Annotated in this window: 21 protein-coding genes; 6 read left to right on the forward strand and 15 right to left on the reverse strand. The window is 64.3% G+C overall.

What is annotated here, in order from left to right; translation table 11 throughout:
• Positions 1-109 precede the first annotated feature (109 nt).
• The 9 genes from KM031_RS12280 to KM031_RS12320 form a co-directional block, all read right to left on the reverse strand.
• The gene (locus tag KM031_RS12280; RefSeq protein ID WP_215504628.1) at positions 110-814 is read right to left on the reverse strand and encodes an ATP12 family chaperone protein; all 705 of its coding nucleotides are present in this window, start codon (positions 812-814) and stop codon (positions 110-112) included.
• Positions 811-1,857 (reverse strand): RluA family pseudouridine synthase, encoded by a 1,047-nt coding sequence (locus KM031_RS12285; protein ID WP_215504627.1) that lies wholly within the window; start codon positions 1,855-1,857, stop codon positions 811-813. The genes KM031_RS12280 and KM031_RS12285 overlap by 4 nt, the downstream gene beginning before the upstream one ends.
• A complete protein-coding gene (crcB, locus tag KM031_RS12290) occupies positions 1,854-2,219 on the reverse strand; it encodes a fluoride efflux transporter CrcB (protein WP_215504626.1) in 366 nt (121 codons plus the stop codon). The genes KM031_RS12285 and crcB overlap by 4 nt, the downstream gene beginning before the upstream one ends.
• Positions 2,220-2,222: 3 nt before the next feature.
• Positions 2,223-2,876, reverse strand: coding sequence for a ribosome biogenesis GTP-binding protein YihA/YsxC (yihA, locus tag KM031_RS12295; RefSeq protein ID WP_215504625.1), 654 nt, complete (start codon positions 2,874-2,876; stop codon positions 2,223-2,225).
• Entirely contained in the window at positions 2,873-3,622 is a 750-nt protein-coding gene (locus KM031_RS12300; RefSeq protein WP_215504624.1) for an MOSC domain-containing protein, read from the reverse strand. Before KM031_RS12300 ends, yihA begins: the two co-directional genes overlap by 4 nt.
• On the reverse strand, positions 3,619-5,415 hold the full coding sequence (gene yidC / locus KM031_RS12305) for a membrane protein insertase YidC (protein ID WP_215504623.1): 1,797 nt from the start codon (positions 5,413-5,415) through the stop codon (positions 3,619-3,621). The genes KM031_RS12300 and yidC overlap by 4 nt, the downstream gene beginning before the upstream one ends.
• A gap of 200 nt (positions 5,416-5,615) precedes the next feature.
• Positions 5,616-7,163 (reverse strand): putative bifunctional diguanylate cyclase/phosphodiesterase, encoded by a 1,548-nt coding sequence (locus tag KM031_RS12310; RefSeq protein ID WP_215504622.1) that lies wholly within the window; start codon positions 7,161-7,163, stop codon positions 5,616-5,618.
• Positions 7,164-7,241: 78 nt separating this feature from the next.
• Complete coding sequence (gene ttcA, locus KM031_RS12315; RefSeq protein WP_215504621.1) at positions 7,242-8,111, reverse strand: tRNA 2-thiocytidine(32) synthetase TtcA; 870 nt, start codon at positions 8,109-8,111, stop codon at positions 7,242-7,244.
• Between the two features lie 59 nt (positions 8,112-8,170).
• Positions 8,171-8,866 (reverse strand): glutathione binding-like protein, encoded by a 696-nt coding sequence (locus KM031_RS12320; RefSeq protein WP_215504620.1) that lies wholly within the window; start codon positions 8,864-8,866, stop codon positions 8,171-8,173.
• A gap of 162 nt (positions 8,867-9,028) precedes the next feature.
• Between KM031_RS12320 and mscL the strand changes: the two genes are divergently transcribed.
• Positions 9,029-9,463 carry a large conductance mechanosensitive channel protein MscL gene (mscL, locus tag KM031_RS12325; protein WP_215504619.1) on the forward strand — a complete coding sequence of 145 codons (435 nt, stop codon included), beginning with the start codon at positions 9,029-9,031 and terminating at the stop codon, positions 9,461-9,463.
• Between the two features lie 54 nt (positions 9,464-9,517).
• Here mscL and ald read toward each other — a convergent pair whose 3' ends face one another.
• On the reverse strand, positions 9,518-10,636 hold the full coding sequence (gene ald / locus KM031_RS12330; RefSeq protein ID WP_215504618.1) for an alanine dehydrogenase: 1,119 nt from the start codon (positions 10,634-10,636) through the stop codon (positions 9,518-9,520).
• A gap of 158 nt (positions 10,637-10,794) precedes the next feature.
• Between ald and KM031_RS12335 the strand changes: the two genes are divergently transcribed.
• Entirely contained in the window at positions 10,795-11,253 is a 459-nt protein-coding gene (locus KM031_RS12335; protein ID WP_215504617.1) for an Lrp/AsnC family transcriptional regulator, read from the forward strand.
• 91 nt (positions 11,254-11,344) lie between these two features.
• Here the strand turns inward: KM031_RS12335 and rpsU are convergent, their stop codons facing one another.
• Positions 11,345-11,551: a 30S ribosomal protein S21 gene (rpsU, locus tag KM031_RS12340; RefSeq protein ID WP_091302652.1), complete on the reverse strand. Its 207-nt coding sequence runs from the start codon at positions 11,549-11,551 to the stop codon at positions 11,345-11,347.
• A 107-nt stretch (positions 11,552-11,658) separates the two neighbouring features.
• On the opposite strand from rpsU, the gene KM031_RS12345 reads away from it, so the two are divergent.
• Positions 11,659-12,351, forward strand: coding sequence for a COQ9 family protein (locus KM031_RS12345; protein ID WP_215504616.1), 693 nt, complete (start codon positions 11,659-11,661; stop codon positions 12,349-12,351).
• A 14-nt stretch (positions 12,352-12,365) separates the two neighbouring features.
• Positions 12,366-13,361, forward strand: a complete 996-nt coding sequence (locus KM031_RS12350; RefSeq protein WP_215504615.1) for an NAD(P)H-quinone oxidoreductase — start codon at positions 12,366-12,368, stop codon at positions 13,359-13,361.
• 11 nt (positions 13,362-13,372) lie between these two features.
• Here the strand turns inward: KM031_RS12350 and KM031_RS12355 are convergent, their stop codons facing one another.
• The 3 genes from KM031_RS12355 to KM031_RS12365 form a co-directional block, all read right to left on the reverse strand.
• Positions 13,373-14,635 (reverse strand): PqqD family protein, encoded by a 1,263-nt coding sequence (locus tag KM031_RS12355; RefSeq protein ID WP_215504614.1) that lies wholly within the window; start codon positions 14,633-14,635, stop codon positions 13,373-13,375.
• Positions 14,611-14,952 carry a hypothetical protein gene (locus KM031_RS12360; protein ID WP_215504613.1) on the reverse strand — a complete coding sequence of 114 codons (342 nt, stop codon included), beginning with the start codon at positions 14,950-14,952 and terminating at the stop codon, positions 14,611-14,613. The genes KM031_RS12355 and KM031_RS12360 overlap by 25 nt, the downstream gene beginning before the upstream one ends.
• A gap of 75 nt (positions 14,953-15,027) precedes the next feature.
• On the reverse strand, positions 15,028-16,359 hold the full coding sequence (locus KM031_RS12365) for a S8 family serine peptidase (RefSeq protein WP_215504612.1): 1,332 nt from the start codon (positions 16,357-16,359) through the stop codon (positions 15,028-15,030).
• 175 nt (positions 16,360-16,534) lie between these two features.
• Here KM031_RS12365 and KM031_RS12370 point away from each other — a divergent pair, with 175 nt between their 5' ends.
• A complete protein-coding gene (locus KM031_RS12370; protein WP_215504993.1) occupies positions 16,535-17,035 on the forward strand; it encodes an RNA polymerase sigma factor in 501 nt (166 codons plus the stop codon).
• Positions 17,032-17,748, forward strand: coding sequence for an anti-sigma factor family protein (locus tag KM031_RS12375; RefSeq protein WP_215504611.1), 717 nt, complete (start codon positions 17,032-17,034; stop codon positions 17,746-17,748). Before KM031_RS12370 ends, KM031_RS12375 begins: the two co-directional genes overlap by 4 nt.
• Before the next feature lie 101 nt (positions 17,749-17,849).
• Here KM031_RS12375 and KM031_RS12380 read toward each other — a convergent pair.
• Positions 17,850-18,637, reverse strand: a protein-coding gene (locus KM031_RS12380; RefSeq protein WP_260691898.1) for an IS5 family transposase whose coding sequence is annotated in 2 segments (ribosomal slippage) — positions 17,850-18,298 and positions 18,298-18,637 — 789 coding nt in all. Because the reading frame shifts where the segments join, the coding sequence is not laid out codon by codon here.

Here is an 18,637-nt window from a genome sequence, read left to right on the forward strand (position 1 = left end):
GAAAGGTCAAGCGAAACCACTCCGTTAGCGCTAACGTGCAGCTTCTTAGGGGCTTGCCCGCCATTGCGCGCAAGATGCGCAGGTGCTGCCTGCTATTTGTGCAAGATTGTTACCGGCACAATTCGTAGAATCGGGCGGCATCGCGCAGGGCCTGATGCTTGATCGCCTCTAGCGCTGCGGCCTCGTCATCGACGCCCCATTGCTCATTCTGCCAATGTTCATCGATTCGGCTGAGGGCAAAGGCCTCCTCCGCCGTCAGTCGCGCTTCGGTGACGGCAAGGCCCAGGATCAGCGAACCGGAGATTGCCACCAGATCATGCAGCGCCGCCAGTTCGAACGGGGTGCAGCGATGTACCGCCGCGCGCAGCGCCGCCAGCGCCTCAGCGGGTTGCGCCACATGCACCACGCCTGCGGTCACGGTCAGGCGCGCGCCATAATGTGCCGCAGCCCAATCCAGCAGCGGATCCCAAGCCGCAGCCTGCCGCGCCACCAGCGTGGCCGGTCCATCCGCGCGGTAACACAGCAGGTCAGAGCCACCATATTCCGCCAGCATATCGGCCACGGCGGCAAATTGCGGGGCAACCTTGTCCAGCGCGGAATTGGCCGCGCGGGTGGCGGGCATGGCCTCGGGCCGGATCTGGCCCTGCTGCGCATCCCATTCCGCCGCGATCACCTCGGCCAGTGCCTGTGTCGGCACGGCCAACAGGGTGTGGGCCGGCGTTTTCACCAGCCGCCCGTCCAATGCGACAGCAAAGCCGCCGTCACAGGGCACCGCAGTCGCTGCCTGCCAGAACCGTTTGGCCTTCCAGCTCATCGTGCCACCATGAACGGATCTTCCGGCACATCCGTCTCTTTCCAGTCCATCAGCTTCCAGGTGCGCTGCATGTGATCGGGCAGGGGGGCGGTGAAGGTCATCTCGGCCTTGGTGATCGGGTGCTGAAAGCTCAGCCGACGCGCGTGCAGATGCAGTTTGCGCGACATGTCACCGCCGCCCTGCGCACCCCAGCCATCGCCCAGATTCTCCTGCCCCGAACCCCCATATTTGCCATCGCCGATGATCGGATGCCCCAGCTCTGCCATATGCGCGCGCAGCTGGTGCGTGCGCCCGGTGATCGGCTCCAGGGCCATCCAGCTCAGCCGGGTGCCAAGGAACCAGAGGGTGAAATAATCGGTCTGCGCCCGTTTCGCGCCTGGATAGTCATCCACCTTGGCGGGGTGGATGCACATCATCTTTTCGCCTTCGCCGCCGCGGCCATGACCGGGCGCTTTCATCAGGGCATATTTGATCGACCCTTGCCGCGGATGCGGCACGCCAGCGACCACGGCCCAATAGATCTTGCGGGTATTGCGATGGCGGAAGGCTTCGGATAGCGCGCGCGCCACCCGGTCGGTGCGGGCCAGAACCAACACGCCCGAGGTGTCCTTGTCCAGGCGATGCACCAGTTTCGGGCGCTCCTTGAAACCGAATTTCAGCGCCTCGGTCAGGCCATCCACATGCCGGTCGCCTTGCCCGGAGCCGCCCTGCGAGGGCAACCCGGCCGGTTTGTTCAGCACGATGATATGCTCATCCTTGAACAGCACGCAGGCCTGAATCATCTTGGTATCCGCCGCGCTCACCCCATCGCGGGCGGGGCGCGAGGGCGCCTCGGATTCCGGCAGCGGTGGCACACGGATCACCATGCCGGGGGCCACGCGATCTGCGGCCTTGGCCCGTGCGCCATCCACGCGCACCTGCCCGGTGCGGCACATCTTTTCCACAGCCCCTTGCGTCAGCAGGGGAAAGCGCCGCTTGAACCAGCGGTCCAGCCGCTGTTCACCCTCATCGGCTGAAACAGTCAGAAGTTTCACGCCACTCATGCCAGAAATCCTTTGAACAGCCACACGGCCAAAGCCAGCGCAGCAAGAGAGAGCGCCACCGAGAGCGCGACATAAAGGGCGGCGGCGCCGGATTGCCCCGCCTCCCAAAGTTTGAACGCATCCAGCGAAAAGGCCGAAAACGTGGTGAAGCCGCCCAGAACGCCGGTCATCAGCAACAGGTGCTGGCCGCGCCCGGCAAGGGTAACAAACAGCGCCCCCATCACAAAGCTTCCGATCACATTGACCAGCAGCGTGCCAACCGGAAAGCCCATGCCAAAGGCGCGATGGGCGGCCAGCACCGTCAGATAGCGCGCAGCAGAGCCGATGGCCCCGCCCAAAGCCACCTGTGCCAGCCCCCACATGGTTTATTCCAGCCCGGCCACGATGGCGCGCAGCGTTTCAATACCGTCACCCTTTTCCGAACTCGTCACTACGATTTCGGGATAGGCGGCGGGGTGTTTGCCCAGCGCGCCCTGCACCTGGGCGATATTGGCATCCCGCTCGGCCTTGCTGACCTTGTCGGCCTTGGTCATCACCACCTGAAAGGTGACCGCCGTGCGGTCCAGGAGCGTCAGGATCTCTTCATCCACCGCCTTGACGCCATGGCGGGTGTCGATCAGCACAAACGCCCGGCGCAGCGTCTGACGCCCCGACAGATAGGCACGCAGCAAGGCCTGCCATTTCTTCACCGTGGCCAGCGGGGCCTCGGCATAGCCATAGCCCGGAAGGTCGACCATGTAACGCTGATCCCCCAGCGCGAAATAGTTGATCTCCTGCGTGCGGCCCGGCGTGTTCGAGGCGCGGGCCAGGCTTTTGCGCCCGGTCAGCGCATTGATCAGGCTGGATTTGCCGACGTTGGAGCGCCCGGCGAAGCACACTTCGATCCGGTCAGCGGGGGGCAGGCCGGGCATCGCCACAACGCCTTTGACGAAATCGACCGGGCCTGCAAACAGAAGACGCCCGCGTTCGCGCGCAAATTCGTCCGGTTCGGCAACAAGGGGGAAGGGCAGGGATGTCATGCAATCACCTCGATCGGTTGACCCAGCGCAATCTCTCCGCCTTCGATCACCACGGCATAGACGCCAAAATCCTGATGCCCATAGGCTGCGCGCAAACCGCCCAGCGTATCGGCGTTGATCTGGCCGGTTTCGGGATCGGCCTTGGTGGCATTGCAGCGCTCGATCCGTTCGCGCACTTCCAGCAGGGCCGAGCCGATGCGCAGTTGCCGCCCGACCAGATCCCATTCGGCCCAGGGCTCCCAGCCCTCGACCCAGAGGTTGCCGCGCCAGCGATAGGGCGACAGCTCGGTGCCCATGCTCTGCGACAGCGCCCGGCCCGAGGCCAGATTGAGGATCGAGACCGAGGCGTAATCGGTATCCGACATGATGCGCCCGGCGCTGACGATGCGTTCCGGCATGGCGCGGCCTTCGGGGTTCAACCCGCGCACCCAGTCCAGAAAGCCCGGCAGATCCTCTGGCGCATCGGGGCGGAAGGTCAGGTCTGCCCGGTCGGGATGGCGCAATGTCACCTCGGCTGTCGCCTCGTTCAATTCGGCGCTGATCGCCATCAGGGCCGGGGCCTTGGAGCCGCGCGCGAAGTTGACGCAGGGGTTCCAGCCCTCGACCAGCTTTGCCGCCTCATGGGCGACAGCCCAGTGCCGATCCCACGGCAGCCCCTCACCCGCCAAAAGCCGAACGGACGCGAGGTCTTCGCGTCCGTGGCTCTTGATCGGGTGGCGGCAGATATGTGCAAGCCGCACCGTCATTTTTTGCCCTTCACCTCTGGCACTGGCTTCTTGCGGAAGCTGGCCCTGATATTGCCGAACAGATCCGGCTTGTGTCCATGGCTGCGCATGATCGTGTATTGCTGCATGAAGGTGATCGTGTTGTTGGTGATCCAGTAGAGCACCAGACCCGACGCAAACCCACCCAGCATGAACATGAACACCCAGGGCATCCAGGCAAAGATCATCGCCTGTGCCGGATCGGCGGGTGCCGGGTTCAGTTTCTGTTGCAGCCACATCGAAATACCCAGCAGAATCGGCAGGATACCGATGAAGGCCAGCGCGAGGAAGCTGCCCGGCATGGGCGCGGCCCAGGGCAGCAGCCCGAACAGGTTGTAGAGCGACGAGGTGTCAGGGGCCGAAAGGTCGGTCAGCCAGCCGAAGAACGGCGCGTGGCGCAGTTCCAGCGTGACGAAGATCACCTTGTAGAGCGAGAAGAAGATCGGGATCTGGATCAGGATGGGCAGACAGCCCGCCGCCGGATTGACCTTCTTTTCCTTGTAAAGCTGCATCATTTCCTTTTGCAGCTTTGCCTTGTCGTCGCCCGCGCGCTCTTTCAGCGCTTCCATTTCCGGCTGAAGCTCTTTCATCCGCGCCATGGAGACATAGGATTTGTAGGCCAGCGGCAGCACCAGCAGCTTCAGCACGAAAGTCAGGGCGATAATGGCCAGACCCATATTGCCGATCTGCGCGTTCAGCCAGTGCAGCAGGGCGAAAATCGGCTTGGTCAGGAAGAAGAACCAGCCCCAGTCAATCGAATCGATGAAACCGGCAATGCCATCCTCGTTCTGATAGCGGCGGATGGTTTCCCATTCCTTCGCACCGGCGAAGAGGCGCGAGCTGACCTCGGCGCTGGCACCGGGGGCCACTGTCATCACCGGCTGGCGGGTCTCGGTCTGATAGATATTGGCCGAGGCATTGTATTTGGTGACAGCGGTGAACGGCTTGCCCTGATCGGGGATCAGCGTGGTCATCCAGTATTTATCGGTAAAGCCGATCCAGCCATCGGTCGTGGCCTCGATCACCTCGGCCTGCGCGCCTTCACGGTCCACCACCGGCAGTTCGGCCACGTCATCGTAATCGACTTCGGCAAGCTTGCCGTCGGTGCGGCCCACCACGCCTTCGTGCAGCACGAAGAAGTTTTGCAGATCCGCCGGTTTGCCATGGCGGGCAACGACGCCGTAGGGTTGCAGCGCAACCTCGGTCGTGCCGGTGTTCTGCACCGCATCGGTGACGGTGAACATATAATAATCGTCCACGGCCAGGGTGCGGGTGAAGGTCAGGCCCTTGCTGTTTTGCCATTGCAGAACAACCGGTTGTCCGGGGGCCAGCGTGCCGCCCGATGCCAGAGACCATTCTGTGGTCGCCCCCGGCACATCGGCAAACTCCAGTGCGCCGCCGGGAACCCAGCCATACAGCGCGTAATAGGCATTCGGCTCGCCCACCGGGGTCAGCAGGCGCACGATTTCCGCATCATCGGCCTGCGAGACGCGGTAGCCTTTCAGCGACAGATCGTCGATCCGGCCGCCAAGCAGCGAGACAGAGCCTTTCAGGCGCGGCGTGTCGATCGTCAGGCGCGGGGCCTGCGGCACGGCCACCACTTCGGCCTGCGTAGGGGCGGCCACTTCGGCGGCCGGGGCCTGCGTCGTCGCGACGACGGCGGGGGAGTTCGGATCTACGACCGGCTCTTCCGGCGGGAAAAGCACGAACCAGACCAGGATCACGAGGAAACTGAGCGCGGTCGCAAGAATGAGGTTCTTGTTCTGACTGTCCATGTGGGATCCCCACCATCCTGTAAAGGCTTTTGCCCATTGCGGGTCTGGCGTGGTTCAACAGAAGGGGGGAGGAAAGGTCAAGCGGTTTTCCCCTGACGGGCGCGGCGCGGGCGGGGCGCGCATGGTTTTTTCGCGTCCACGCCTTCAATTTGAAGCACGCCACTGTGACCGGGCCGCAGGTGGCGCGGATTCCGCATCCCCTAACGGGCGCGGTGCCCAATGCGGGGCGGCGGAACATGCCTGCTGCGATACTGTGCGATCCAGTCTGCTGTCTGTTCAAAGGGCATCGGTCGCCCGATTCCAAAACCCTGCACATGGCCGCAGCCCAATTGCGCCAGCATCGCGTGTTCGCCCGGGGTCTCCACACCTTCGGCAAGGGTCTCCAGCCCCAGTTGTTCCGCCAGCGACAGGATGGCCGCGACCATCTTCTGCTGGTCACGATCCTCATCGACGCGGGTGACAAAGCTGCGGTCGATCTTCAACCGCCGCACGGTAAAGCGGCGGATATTGGTGATCGAGGCATGGCCGGTGCCAAAATCATCCAGGTCGATGCCGCAGCCAAGCTGGGCCAGTGCCGCGATATTGCGGACGATCATGTCGCTGTCGGTGTCCGCCATCACCGTTTCCAGAATCTCGACCGACAGGCGCTGTGGTGCCAGATCAAATCGGTCCAGCTCCCATTGCAGCTTTTGCGCCAGCATCGGGTTGCGCAACTCCGCCGCCGAAAAATTCACGCCGACCATGGGAATAGTGAGCCCTGCCTTGTCCCAGCGCGTCAGCGCCGAAAGCGCCTGATACAGCATCACCTCGCTCAGCCGTTCTGACAGCCCCGCCTCGTCGAGCATGGCCAGAAACTCTGCCGGAGGCAGGATGCCCCGCTCCGGGTGGTGCCAGCGCGCCAGTGCCTCGAAGCCGGACAGGGCGCCGGTATCGGTCGAGATCTGCGGCTGGAAATGCGCGCGGATCTGGCCTTCGTCCAGTGCCTGTTCCAGAACCGCGCGCAGGGCATCGCGGTCGGCGCGTCTCCGCGGCATATCGGCCGAAAAGGCGCGGATCGCACCGGGGCCGTTGCGGAGTGCATCATCCGCCGCGACCTGCGCCGCCTCAAGCACGCCCCGCCCCGTTGCCTCCGGCGCGGCAGTCCCCAGACAAAAGCCGATGGAACAGCTGACATAAATCCGCGCAGCGCCGAGACTGATCGGCGGGGCAATGGCGGCTTGCAGGCGCGCGGCCAGCTGCACCATGGTTTCCAGATCCAGCCGCCGTTGCGGTGCCAGCGCGATGGCAAAGCCGCCGCCCTCCAGCCGCGCCACGCTGTCGCCCTCGCGCAGGGCGGCACAGATGCGTTCGGCGCTGCTGGCCAGAACCTCGGTCTGCGCTGCGCGGCCATGGCGGTCCATCAACAGGTCCGGCGCGTCGAACTGGAGCACCAGACAGCCGGTGTTGCGCCCCGTCACCGCCTGCTGCTGAAACGCCCGGTCCATCGCTGCAATCACATGCGGGCGCAGCGCCAGCCCATGCAGCCCGTCCGGCAAAGGGGTCAGCGGCACATCGTGAAACCGGAAGGCCCCGGCGAGCAGGAAGAGGAGCGGCGCCCCCAGCGCCACCATCAACAACACCCTTTCACCCCCGAGCCAGAAGGCCGACAGGGTGAGCGCGGGTAAGAATACCATCAGTTCCGGTCGGCGCAGCCAGTCTGCCGCATGCCGCACCCTGTGCCAGATTGCCGAGCCGATGCGCTGCTGCATCCGTGATCCCCCGATCCTGCGATGGGGCCACAGGGCCCCGATGCAGCGCAGGGTAGAAGAATCAGGTTGTCGGTTTCGTTAATTTGCATCCCGAAGTTGCGGAGGATTTTCGGCAAATGATTTGGCTTCCGTCGCCAGCCCCAGAAAATCAAACACCGCAGGATCAAGCAGATGCGACGGGCGCACATTCATCAGCGCGCGGAACATCACCTGCCGCCGCCCTGGGCTGCGCGCCTCCCAGCTGTCCAGCAACTGCTTGACCTGCTGCCGCTGCAACCCTTCCTGCGACCCGCAAAGGTCACAAGGAATGATCGGGTAATTCAAGGCCTTGGCGAATTTTTCGCAATCGGCTTCGGCCACGAAGGCCAGCGGGCGATACACGAACAGATCGCCCTCTTCGTTCACCAGCTTGGGGGGCATGGTTGCCAGCCGTCCCCCGTGGAACAGGTTCATGAAAAACGTCTCAAGCATGTCATCGCGGTGGTGGCCCAGCACCACGGCAGAACAGCCCTCTTCGCGGGCGATGCGATACAGATTGCCGCGCCGCAGCCGCGAACACAGGCTACACATCGTCTTGCCGGGCTGGATCTTGTCCATCACCACGGAATAGGTGTCCTGGTATTCGATGCGATGTTGCACCCCCATCCGCGCCAGAAACTCGGGCAGCACAGTGGCGGGAAAATTGGGCTGGCCCTGATCCAGATTGCAGGCCAGAAGATCGACGGGCAGCAGGCCGCGCCATTTCAGCTCGTGCAACACTGCCAGCAGGGTATAGCTGTCCTTGCCGCCCGACAGGCAGACAAGCCAGCGCGTGCCGGGCTGGATCATGCCATAATGATCAATCGCCTCGCGCACTTCACGCACGATCCGTTTGCGCAGTTTCTTGAACTCGGTCGTGCTGGGCGCGCCGTGGAACAACGGGTGGATTTCATCGGCATCGTCAAGCATCTGGGGCCTCGCTCGGGGGTGGCCCGCATATGCCAGATGCGGGCCACGAATGCAAAGTGTCAGCCGCGCGCCGGAATTTTCAGGCCGCGCTGCACCGCCGGACGGGCAAGAAAGCGGTCCAGATAGGCGGGCACGTTCTTCAGATCCGCCCAGCCTGCAGTTTCTGCCGCCTTGTAGAAATTCAGCAGCGTATTCAGCCAGGGCGCAATCGCAATGTCGGCGATGGAATAGTCACCAGCGATCCAGTCACGCCCTTCCAGTGCGGTGTCCAGCACCCGCAGCAGCCGGGCCGCCTCGCTGCGATAGCGTTCCTTCGGGCGGGGGTCTTCGATGTCTTTTCCGGCAAAATGATGGAAAAAGCCAAGCTGGCCAAACATCGGCCCCAGACCGCCCATCTGGAACATCAGCCATTGCAGCACATGATAGCGCTGCGCATCCGGCAGAAGCTTCCCTGATTTTTCCGCCAGATAAATCAGAATCGCACCGCTTTCAAACAGCGCCAGCGGCGTGCCGTCCGGCCCCTGCGGATCAAGGATCGCGGGGATCTTGTTGTTCGGATTCAGACTCAGGAATTCCTTGCTCATCTGATCGTTCGTAGAGAAATCCACCAGATGTGCGTCATAGGCGAGGCCCATTTCCTCCAGCGCGATGGAGATCTTGACGCCATTCGGCGTCGGCAGGGAATAGAGCTGGATCGCGTCTGCGGTCCTGGGTGGCCAGCGGTGCGTGATCGGAAATTGGGCAAGATCGGTCATGGTGGATCCTTTTTGGCATCTGTCTGATGCAGCTAAGCACGAATTCCCCATCACAAAAGCTCTTCACCTGTGCAATATTTCGCCCGCATATGTGCGCATAAGCCGGAAAGGCCACTGACAACAGGTGGCCGTCGGGCGAAGGGTCAGAAAAGGAAATGCAGAATGTTGAATGAGTTCAAGGCCTTCATCGCCAAGGGTAATGTCGTTGACCTTGCCGTTGGTATCATCATCGGTGCCGCTTTCACCGCCATCGTCAATTCGCTTGTGGCCGATCTGATCAACCCGATCATCGGCCTGATCACGGGTGGTGTTGATTTCTCCAACCTGTTCGTCAACCTCAACTATTCGGACCCGACCACCTATACGTCGCTGGCGGCGGCAAAAGACGCGGGCGCGCCGGTCTTTGCCTACGGGGCCTTCATCACCGCCGTCATCAACTTCCTGATCATCGCCTGGGTGGTGTTCCTCCTGGTCAAGGCGGTGAACAAGCTGAAAGAGGCGACCGCCCGCAAGGAAGCGGCCGAGGCCGCAGCGGCTCCGGCAGGGCCGACTGAATTGCAGATCCTGATGGAAATTCGCGATTCGCTGAAGAAATAAGCGGATAGGCTTCGGCAAAGGCCCCCCGATCCGGGGGGCCTTTTTCGTTCGGCGTTACAGGTTCAGCGCGTCAGCCGCCGGGATGGATGGCAGGCCCAAGGCCGCGCCAACCGCCGCATAGGTCAGTTTGCCCGCATGGGTGTTCAGCCCGGCCAGCAGGTGACGGTCCTCGGCGCAGGCGCGTTTCCAGCCTTTGCCGGCCAGCGCCAGCAGGAAGGGCAGAGTGGCATTGCCGAGCGCAAGCGTCGAGGTGCGCGCAACCGCGCCGGGCATGTTCGCCACGCAGTAATGCATGATTCCGTCAATTTCATAGACCGGATCCTGATGGGTGGTGGCGTGGGATGTTTCAAAACAACCGCCCTGGTCAATCGCCACATCCACCAGAGCCGCCCCCGGTTTCAGCTCTGCCAGCTGCGCACGGCTGATCAGCTTGGGGGCCGCCGCGCCGGGGATCAGGACGGCGCCGATGATCATGTCGGCTTCGCGCGCGAGGTCAATCGTATTGCCCGCGCTGGCATAGGCGTTCTTGAACTCGCGCCCGAACACATCATCCAGATAGCGCAGCCGGTTCACCGAGCGGTCAATCACCGTCACATCCGCGCCCATGCCTGCGGCAACGCGGGCCGCATGGGTGCCCACCACCCCGCCGCCGATCACCAGCACACGCGCCGGGGCCACACCGGGTACACCGCCCAACAGCACACCGCGCCCGCCATTGGCTTTTTGCAGCGTCCAAGCGCCGACCTGCGGCGCCAGCCGCCCGGCCACTTCGGACATCGGCGCCAGAAGCGGCAAGCCGCCGCGATCATCGGTCACGGTTTCATAGGCAATCGCTGTCACCCCGCTGTCGAGCAGGTCGCGCGTCTGTTCCGGGTCCGGGGCGAGGTGCAGGTAGGTGAACAAAATCTGTCCTTCGCGCAGACGTTTACGCTCCACCGGCTGCGGTTCTTTGACTTTTACGATCATTTCGGCCTGGGCAAAGACCTCATCCGCTGTGCCGAGGATCACTGCGCCTGCCGCCTCATAATCGGCATCGGTGAAGCCCGCGCCGATCCCGGCCTGCGTTTCCACCACGACCTGATGGCCCTGCGCCACCGCTTCTTTTACCGCGTTGGGGGTCATCCCAACGCGAAACTCCTGCGGTTTGATTTCTTTCGGACAGCCGATTTTCATGGTTATTCCTCCCAAAACACCGCTGCTTCCTGCGCGGCTTGTTCGCTCAGCCTGATCCAGAATCGATGGAAAAACTTTGATTTCTGTGGCGGAGCGGGGGCGGTCGGTGATAGATTTTCTAAAGTTTTGCCACATTCATCGAAGAAATCGCCACCAGTATGGATCTTGACGCAACAGACCGCCGCATCCTCAACGTCTTGCAGAAGAATGGCCGGATCACCAATGCCGAATTGTCGGACACGGTGAACCTGTCGGCAAGCGCCTGTCACCGCCGTGTGCAGCGGCTGGAAGAGGAGGGGTATATCGCCGCCTATGTCGCGCTTTTGGATCCGCGTCGGCTGGGCCGCCCTACCACGGTGTTTGTGGAGATCACGCTTCAGGGGCAGGCGGATGACCTTCTGGATGCGTTTGAACGCGAAGTGGCCCGCATCCCTGACATTCTGGAATGTCACCTGATGGCGGGCAGCGCCGATTACCTGCTGAAAATCGTGGCGCAGGATACCGAGGATTTCGCCCGCATCCATCGCCAGTATCTGAGCCGCCTGCCGGGCGTGGCGCAGATGCAAAGCAGCTTCGCGCTGCGCATGGTGGTGAAAACCACCGCGCTGTCGGTCTGACGATCGCGCCGGCAAAAGAAAAACCCCCGGCCAGAGGACGGGGGTTGATCTTGTCAGGCGGGTTTAACCCCGCCCAGCTTTCAGACACGTCTTAAAGACCGCCTTCACGCTGCGCCTTTTTACGCGCGAGTTTGCGCGCACGGCGGACAGCTTCGGCTTGCTCACGGGCTTTCTTGACCGACGGCTTCTCGAAATGTTGCTTGAGCTTCATTTCGCGGAACACGCCTTCGCGCTGGAGCTTCTTCTTCAGGGCCCGAAGGGCCTGTTCGACGTTATTGTCACGAACGCTGACCTGCATGTGGTTGTCACCACCTTCCTAAGCTAGAGTTGCACTATATGTGCAGGCAGGGCGCGCATATCAAACCCGCGCGGTCCTGTCTACCTTCTGTCTGGAAAGGACGCCTGATGGATGCCGAAAACACGCTGCACGCCAGCCGCGAGGCGGTATTGGCCGCTGCAATCGCCCATGTGCCCTTCGATGGCTGGTCGGCCACGACGATGAAAGCGGCCTTAACCGATTCGGGGATCAACTCCGCACTTGCCGCTGCGCTGTTCCCGCGCGGGGCGCTGGATCTAGCGCTGGCCTATCATCAGCGTGGCGACCGGCGCATGGCCGAACAGCTGGCGCAAACCGATCTTGGCAGCCTGCGCTTTCGCGACCGGATTGCCGCCGCCGTCATGGCGCGGCTGGATCTGGTCGAGGACAAGGAGCTGGTTCGGCGCGGCACGACGTTTTTTGCCCTGCCGCAAAATGCCGCCGAAGGCGCGCGGGCGGTCTGGGGCACGGCGGATGCGATCTGGACTGCTTTGGGCGATACCTCGCAGGATCTGAACTGGTATTCCAAACGCGCCACCCTGTCGGCGGTCTATTCGGCGACGGTGCTGTTCTGGTTGGGCGATGACAGCCCCGGCCATGAGAACACCCGCGATTTTCTGGATCGTCGCATCGGGGATGTGATGCAGTTTGAAAAACTCAAAGCGGCGCTGGGCAACAATCCCGTGTCAAAGGCACTGCTGGCCGGGCCGTTGAAGCTGATGGGGCAGATCCGCGCACCACGCCGCTCCGAGGATCTGCCCGGCACCGTGAACGAGCAATAAGCGAAAGACCTGATATGACCCTCTCTCCTCCGCATATGATGCAAGCGATTGAAATCACCGCCCCCGGTGGTCCCGAGGTGCTGAAACCCGCCGAAGTGACCGTGCCGGTGCCGGGGCATGGCCAGATCCTGATCCGGGTCGCCTATGCCGGGGTCAACCGCCCGGATGCGCTGCAACGGGCCGGGCTTTACGCGCCACCGCCCACCGCCTCGCCCTTGCCGGGGCTGGAGGCATCGGGCCATGTGGCCGCCGTGGGGCCGGGGGTGACACGCTGGCAACTGGGCGATGCGGTGACGGCGCTGCTGCCCGGTGGCGGCTATGCCGAATATGCGCTGACCCACGAAGATCATGCGCTGCCGATCCCCGAAGGGGTGACATTGCGTGAGGCGGCCTGCCTGCCGGAAACCTGTTTCACCGTCTGGTCCAACATCTCGTTGCGCGGCGGGTTGCAGGCGGGCGAGCGGTTTCTGGTGCATGGCGGATCTTCGGGCATTGGCACCACGGCCATTCAACTGGCCCGCGCGATGGGCGCACGGGTCTTTGCCACGGCGGGCAGCCCCGAAAAATGCGCCGCCTGCGTTGCCTTGGGGGCAGAGCGCGCCATCAACTACCGTGACGAGGATTTTGTGGCGATCCTGCGCGCGGCAGGGGGCGCGGACGTGATTCTCGATATGGTCGGCGGCAGCTATCTGCCCCGCAATGTCAAAGCGCTGGCCGATGACGGGCGGCTGGTGCAGATCGCCTTTCTGCAAGGTGCCAAGGTCGAGATGAACTTTGCCGAGGTGATGACCCGTCGCCTGACCATCACCGGGTCAACCCTGCGGCCACAAAGCGATTTCGCCAAGGCGCGTTATGCCCGCCATTTGCGCAAACACGTCTGGCCGCTGGTGGCCACCGGCGCGCTGCGCCCGGTGATCGACAGCGAATTTGCCCTGGCCGATGCGGCAGAGGCACATCGCCGGATCGAAACCTCGGATCATATCGGCAAGATCGTGCTGAAGGTCAGCTGAGCGGGTGATCGTCACTGTCTGGCCACCAGCCCCTCCTGCGCCAGATCGCCCAGCAGATGACGCATGTCTGACAGCAGCACCGCGCCGGGCACATCCGGGAAATACTCGGCCAATGCTGCCGCCAGATCTGCGCTGCTTGCGGGCAGTTCCAGCAGGGTCCAGACCGCAGCAGCGACGGGGTTGAGCCGGTAGAGCATCGGCGCACCCGGACGCCACAGGAAGGCATCCGCCCCATGCTGGCGCAGTGTCACCCGGCCTGCACGGCGGAACACCTGCGTCGGATCGACAGGCGGGCCTGCGGGTTCGGGCGGCGGGGCGGCAATCTCGGGGCCGATGTCGAGGCCGGGGGGCAGGGCGACTGCGCCACCAAAGGCAGACAGCAGCAAGGCCACGGCCTCTTCCAGATCGGAATAGACCATGCGGAACGCGGGCAAGCCTTGCGTCAGGCGCAAGCCGGTCCTGAAGGCTGCCGCCCCGCTGTCCAGATCGGTGATCGTTTGCACCAGCATCCTGTGCAGGGCTTCGGCCGGGTCCATCCGGTGCAGCCGGGCCGCCTGCCCATCGCGCCGGTCCAGCAGCACCAATGCGGCAATCGGGGCCTGCTGGCCATGCGGGGCACGCCGCGCCCCCGACAGATAACCATAGAGATCATCCCTGAGGCCCAGGTGATCCGCCACGAAGCGCCGAAAGCCGGGATCGACGCGGGCAGGCAGCGGCAGGCGCAGCCGTGGCGCAATGCCGAGGGCGGTGGCCTGCCCGTCACTGCGCAGCGGCAGCACATCGTCACAGAACAGCTCTACCCCCGGTTCGGCGCAGAGCCGGGCACAGATCGTGCTTTTGCCAGAGCGGGCCAGCCCGGTCAGCACCACCAGCCGCCCGCCGATCTGCGCCGCGCCGCAATGCAGCCCGAGCGTGCGGGGGGCCGCTTCGCACCAGGCTTGCGAGACATCCGCCAGCAGGGCGCAGATCGCGCTGGCGGCGGGCAGCCCCTCCATCGGCGTCTCGAAATAGACCGAGCGGATGCGGTAAAGCCCGCCGCGCTCTGGCTCGATCCGGCACAGAACCTCCGCGTTCGGCTGTGGGGCAGGGGTGATTTGCCAGCCGGTCAGGCAACTGCGCAACGGCTCCAGCAGCTCTGGCGGCAGCAGGATCTGGCGGTTGAGCCCGGCAAAGCCGATCCGCAACGGAACCGGGGCGGCACCGCGCAGGCCCGCCCCCCGTCCCGGCGCTGACAGACGCCGCGCCATTGTCAGCCGCCGAACCGGATGCGCCAAGCGGATTTTCTGCGCGAAGCGACCGAGCGTTTGCCCCGCGACGGGGCCGAGCGGCGTCCGCGCGACGCGGCAGAGCGACGCCCGCGCGATGCTGCGGACCGGCGACCGCGCGAGGCCGCCGACCGGCCCCCCCGCCCTGCGCCGGACCGTCCCCCGCGCGAGCCGCCGCCCGATTTGCCGCCCGAAGCGCCGCTGGCATGGGCCGCGTTCAGGCCCAGCATCACGGGGGCCACATAAGCCGCGCCTGCGATGAGCCCGGTCCTGAACAGCAGGGCGCGGCGGGACAGGGTGGGATCAGCCTTCTTTTCTCCGGTCATGTGATGTCCTTTCCGTTTGCGTTCTGGCCGGTCTTTTGATCCGGCTCTGTGGATGAAACGGAACAGCCCGCCGATTTATTCCCCGCTGGTCAGATAATTTTTGGCCCCGTCCCCGGCGACGGTTGCGGTGCAGAGGTTCGGGGCGGTGACAAGACCGTGCCCGAAGGTCTCGTCAAAGCCCGCCTCGCCCAGATCCTTGGCGCAGCCGATCAGGCCCGCCACCACCGCCGCCACCGGCGCATCCGGGTTGCGCATCTGTTCTATCGCAAGGGCGGCGGTGACAAAGGGCGCGGCGTAAGAGGTGCCGGAGCGCAACCTGCCGCCCGAGATCGACGCGGCTGTCCAGAGGTTCACCCCCGGCCCCGCCAGGGTGACATAGGGGCCGCGATTGGCCTGCCGGTAACTGCGCTGTTCGTCGTCCACCGCCGTGACCGCAATCACCTCGGGCCAGGCCGCAGGCCAGGCAGGCCCGGCCCCCGGCCCACCATTGCCCGCCGCCGCCACAAGCCCGATGCCCTGCGCCGCCGCATGTTCGACCAGGCGTTTCAGCACGATGTTCTCCGGCCCCGAGAACGACATGTTGATCACGCTCACCCCTGCGGCAACCATGCGCTCCAGCGCCTGACCAAGCGAAAAGGCATCGGCCTGATCGGCCCCGCCCCGGTTGTGAAAGGCCTCGACCGCGACCAGCTCGGCATGGGGCAGCAGGCCCGGCGTCCGGCTGTCGAGCCGCCCCAGCAGCAGGGCAGCAATCGCGGTGCCATGCTGGCGGCCTGCCGCATCGCGCTTGCCCAGATCCACCTGATGCACGGTCAGCTTTTGCCCGCGCAGCGCCTCGTGGTCGGTATTGATGCCGGTGTCGATCATGCCGATGCGCGGGGCATAGGCGCTGGGCCAGCCGCTCCAGCCGATCATCTCATGCGCGGCGCAATCGCCCGCTTCGCATAGAAAATCGTCGGGTGCATAAAGGTGGTTCTCGTCGCCCACCGCGCCCGGAAAGCTGCCTGCGAGGCGCGCGAGCGCGGTTTCAGGCGTCTCGCCCGAGGGCAGGGCCAGCCGCAGCAGGGTGGCCCCCGCAACCGGGCTGCTGGCGAGCACATCATACCCGGCCTGCGTCACCGCCTCGGCTGTGGCGCCGGGGGGCAGCAGGACCACCAGTTCCGGGTCAGGTGGCGGAGGCGCGCGCCGTACGCGCTGCGGCTGCGGTTTTGCCACACGCCGTTGCTGGCGCACCACCGGGCGCGAGCCGCCGCCCCGCCCGCCGCCGCCGGATCCGCCCGAAGCGCCAGAGGCCCGCGCCACCCCAAGCGTCGTCAGCACCGGCGCAACATAGGCCAGCCCGCTGGCCAGGCCGATCCGCCGTAGCAGCGCGCGCCGCCGCAGGTTGGTTTCTTCATGGTCTGCCATCAATGCCTCCGCAATTCCGCCCCAGATCTACAGAACGGTCGTCCGCTTGATTTATTCCTGACCCGCCGTATATCAAAAAATATTCACGTCGGCGGAATAAACCGGGCCGTCTGGCCGTTGGCATAGACAGAAGCCATGCGGGGGACGGCCAGTGTCACAAGCCATTCGGGCAGAGATGATAGAGATGCTGCCGCGTCTGCGCAGCTTCGCGCTCAGCCTGACGCGGGCGCGCGATACGGCAGACGACCTTGTGCAACAGACCTGCGAAAAGGGCCTGCGCAATCTGGCGGGCTTTCAGCCGGGCACCCGGCTGGATGCCTGGCTGTTCCGCATCATGCGCAACACCTGGATTGATACCGTCCGGGCGCGCAAGGAGGCGATGCCGCTGGATGATCTGACCGAGGGCGCAGAGCTGATGGGCGAGGATGGGCGCAGGACAAGCGAAGACCGCCTGCATCTGGCCGAAGTGCGCCGCGCCATCGCCCGTCTGCCAGAGGATCAGCGCGCCGTCTTGCTGCTGGTCTGTGTCGACGGGCTCCGCTATCGCGAAGTCGCGGCGGCGCTGGACATCCCGGAGGGCACGGTGATGAGCCGCCTGTCGCGGGCGCGCCTTGCCTTGGCTGCAGAACTGAACCGCACCGAAGAGCCTGCGGCAAGAAGGGGAAACACGCCATGATGAACCATGATGTTGACGGGCTGGGTGGCGAGGAGAGCGACGAGATGCTGATGGCTTTGGCCGATGGTGAACTGCCCGAACCCCAGAGCACGCAGCTTCTGGCGCGGATCGCGGCCAACCCGGATCTGGCCGCGCGGTATGCGCTGTTCACCGATACCCGCGCCTTTGTGCAGGAGGCCTATGCGCCCGGCCCGGTGCCGGACGCCTTGGTGCAGGCCATTCTGGATGCGCCAACCTCCAATGTCGTGGCTTTTCCCGCGCGCCGTCCGGTTCGGGCGGGAATGGCGCTGGCGGCCTCGCTGGTGGTGGCGGTGGGCTTGGGCGGCTTTTTTGCCGGGCAGGGGTTTGGCCCCGGCCTGCAAGCCACCGCCGATCCCGCGCGCGATGCGGCCCGCCTGCTGGCGACCACACCGACCGGCGGCACTGCCGCGCAACCCGATGGTGGCAGCGCGCGGGTGCTGGCAAGTTATCAGACCGATCTTGGCCTCTGCCGTCTGATCGCGCTGGAGTTCGCTTCCGGCGGGGCAGAGCGTGCCATGGTGTGTCAGGAAGGCACCGATTGGGCTGTTGCGCTGTCGGTCATCGCGGGAACCGAAGAGGCCTATCTGCCTGCGTCGGAAACGGCGACGGCGCTGATCGACACCTTCCTCGATGGCTTCAGCGCCAGCGCTCCGCTTGAGGCAGAGGCAGAGGCCGCCGCCCTCGGGCAATAAGCGGCCGCAGCATCCCTGAGCTGCTATGTCAGGGATTGCGTGCGATCTTTTGCGCTTTTTAGGTGTAAATGACTGTTTTCGTGTAAAGTGGTGCACCTAGGTCATGTTGACAAATGGCGGAGCCAGAGGCGGATCGAGGTGATGTCGATGAAGCCCAAGAAGCTCTCTGCGGTTTTGTCGTAGCGGGTGGCGACGCGGCGGGCGTTCTTCAGCTTGTTGAAACAGCGCTCGACGAGGTTGCGCAGCCGATAGAGGGTGCGGTCCACGGCCACGCGCAGCTTGCGGGACTTGCGCATGGGGATCACTGGCACGACGTTGCGTCCCTCCATGGTTTCTCGAAGCTTGTCAGAGTCATAGCCGCGATCTGCCAGCAGGACGCTCGGCTCGGGCAGGTTGTCGTCCATGATGAGGTTGAAGCCCAGATAGTCCGATGTCTGGCCCGGCGTGATGTCCGACCTCATGGGCAGGCCTGCGCCATTGACGCGGAGGTGGATCTTGGTCGTGAAGCCACCTCGCGAACGGCCAAAACCTTGTCGCGGAGTCCCCCTTTAGCGCCCGCTGCCTGATGATGGGCGCGGACCACGGTGCTGTCGATCATCTGCAAGGCCGCAGGAACCACCCCGCTCTCGTTCAAGGCCTCCAGTATCCCTTCCCACAGCCCAGCCAGGGTCCAGCGCCGGAACTGGCGGTAGACAGACGACCACTTGCCGAACTCCTCCGGCAGGTCACGCCACGGAGAACCTGTGCGCGCTATCCAGAAAATCCCATCCAGAACAAGACGATGGTTCATAGGTTTGCGCCCGTTCGGTGCGCGGACGGCCAGGATGAAGCGTTCGTGAAACGCCCATTCATCGTCCGACATCAGGTCTCGTGCCAAGCTGGTCTCCAT

Source organism: Gemmobacter fulvus (genome assembly GCF_018798885.1).
Classification (GTDB): Bacteria; Pseudomonadota; Alphaproteobacteria; order Rhodobacterales; family Rhodobacteraceae; genus Gemmobacter; species Gemmobacter fulvus.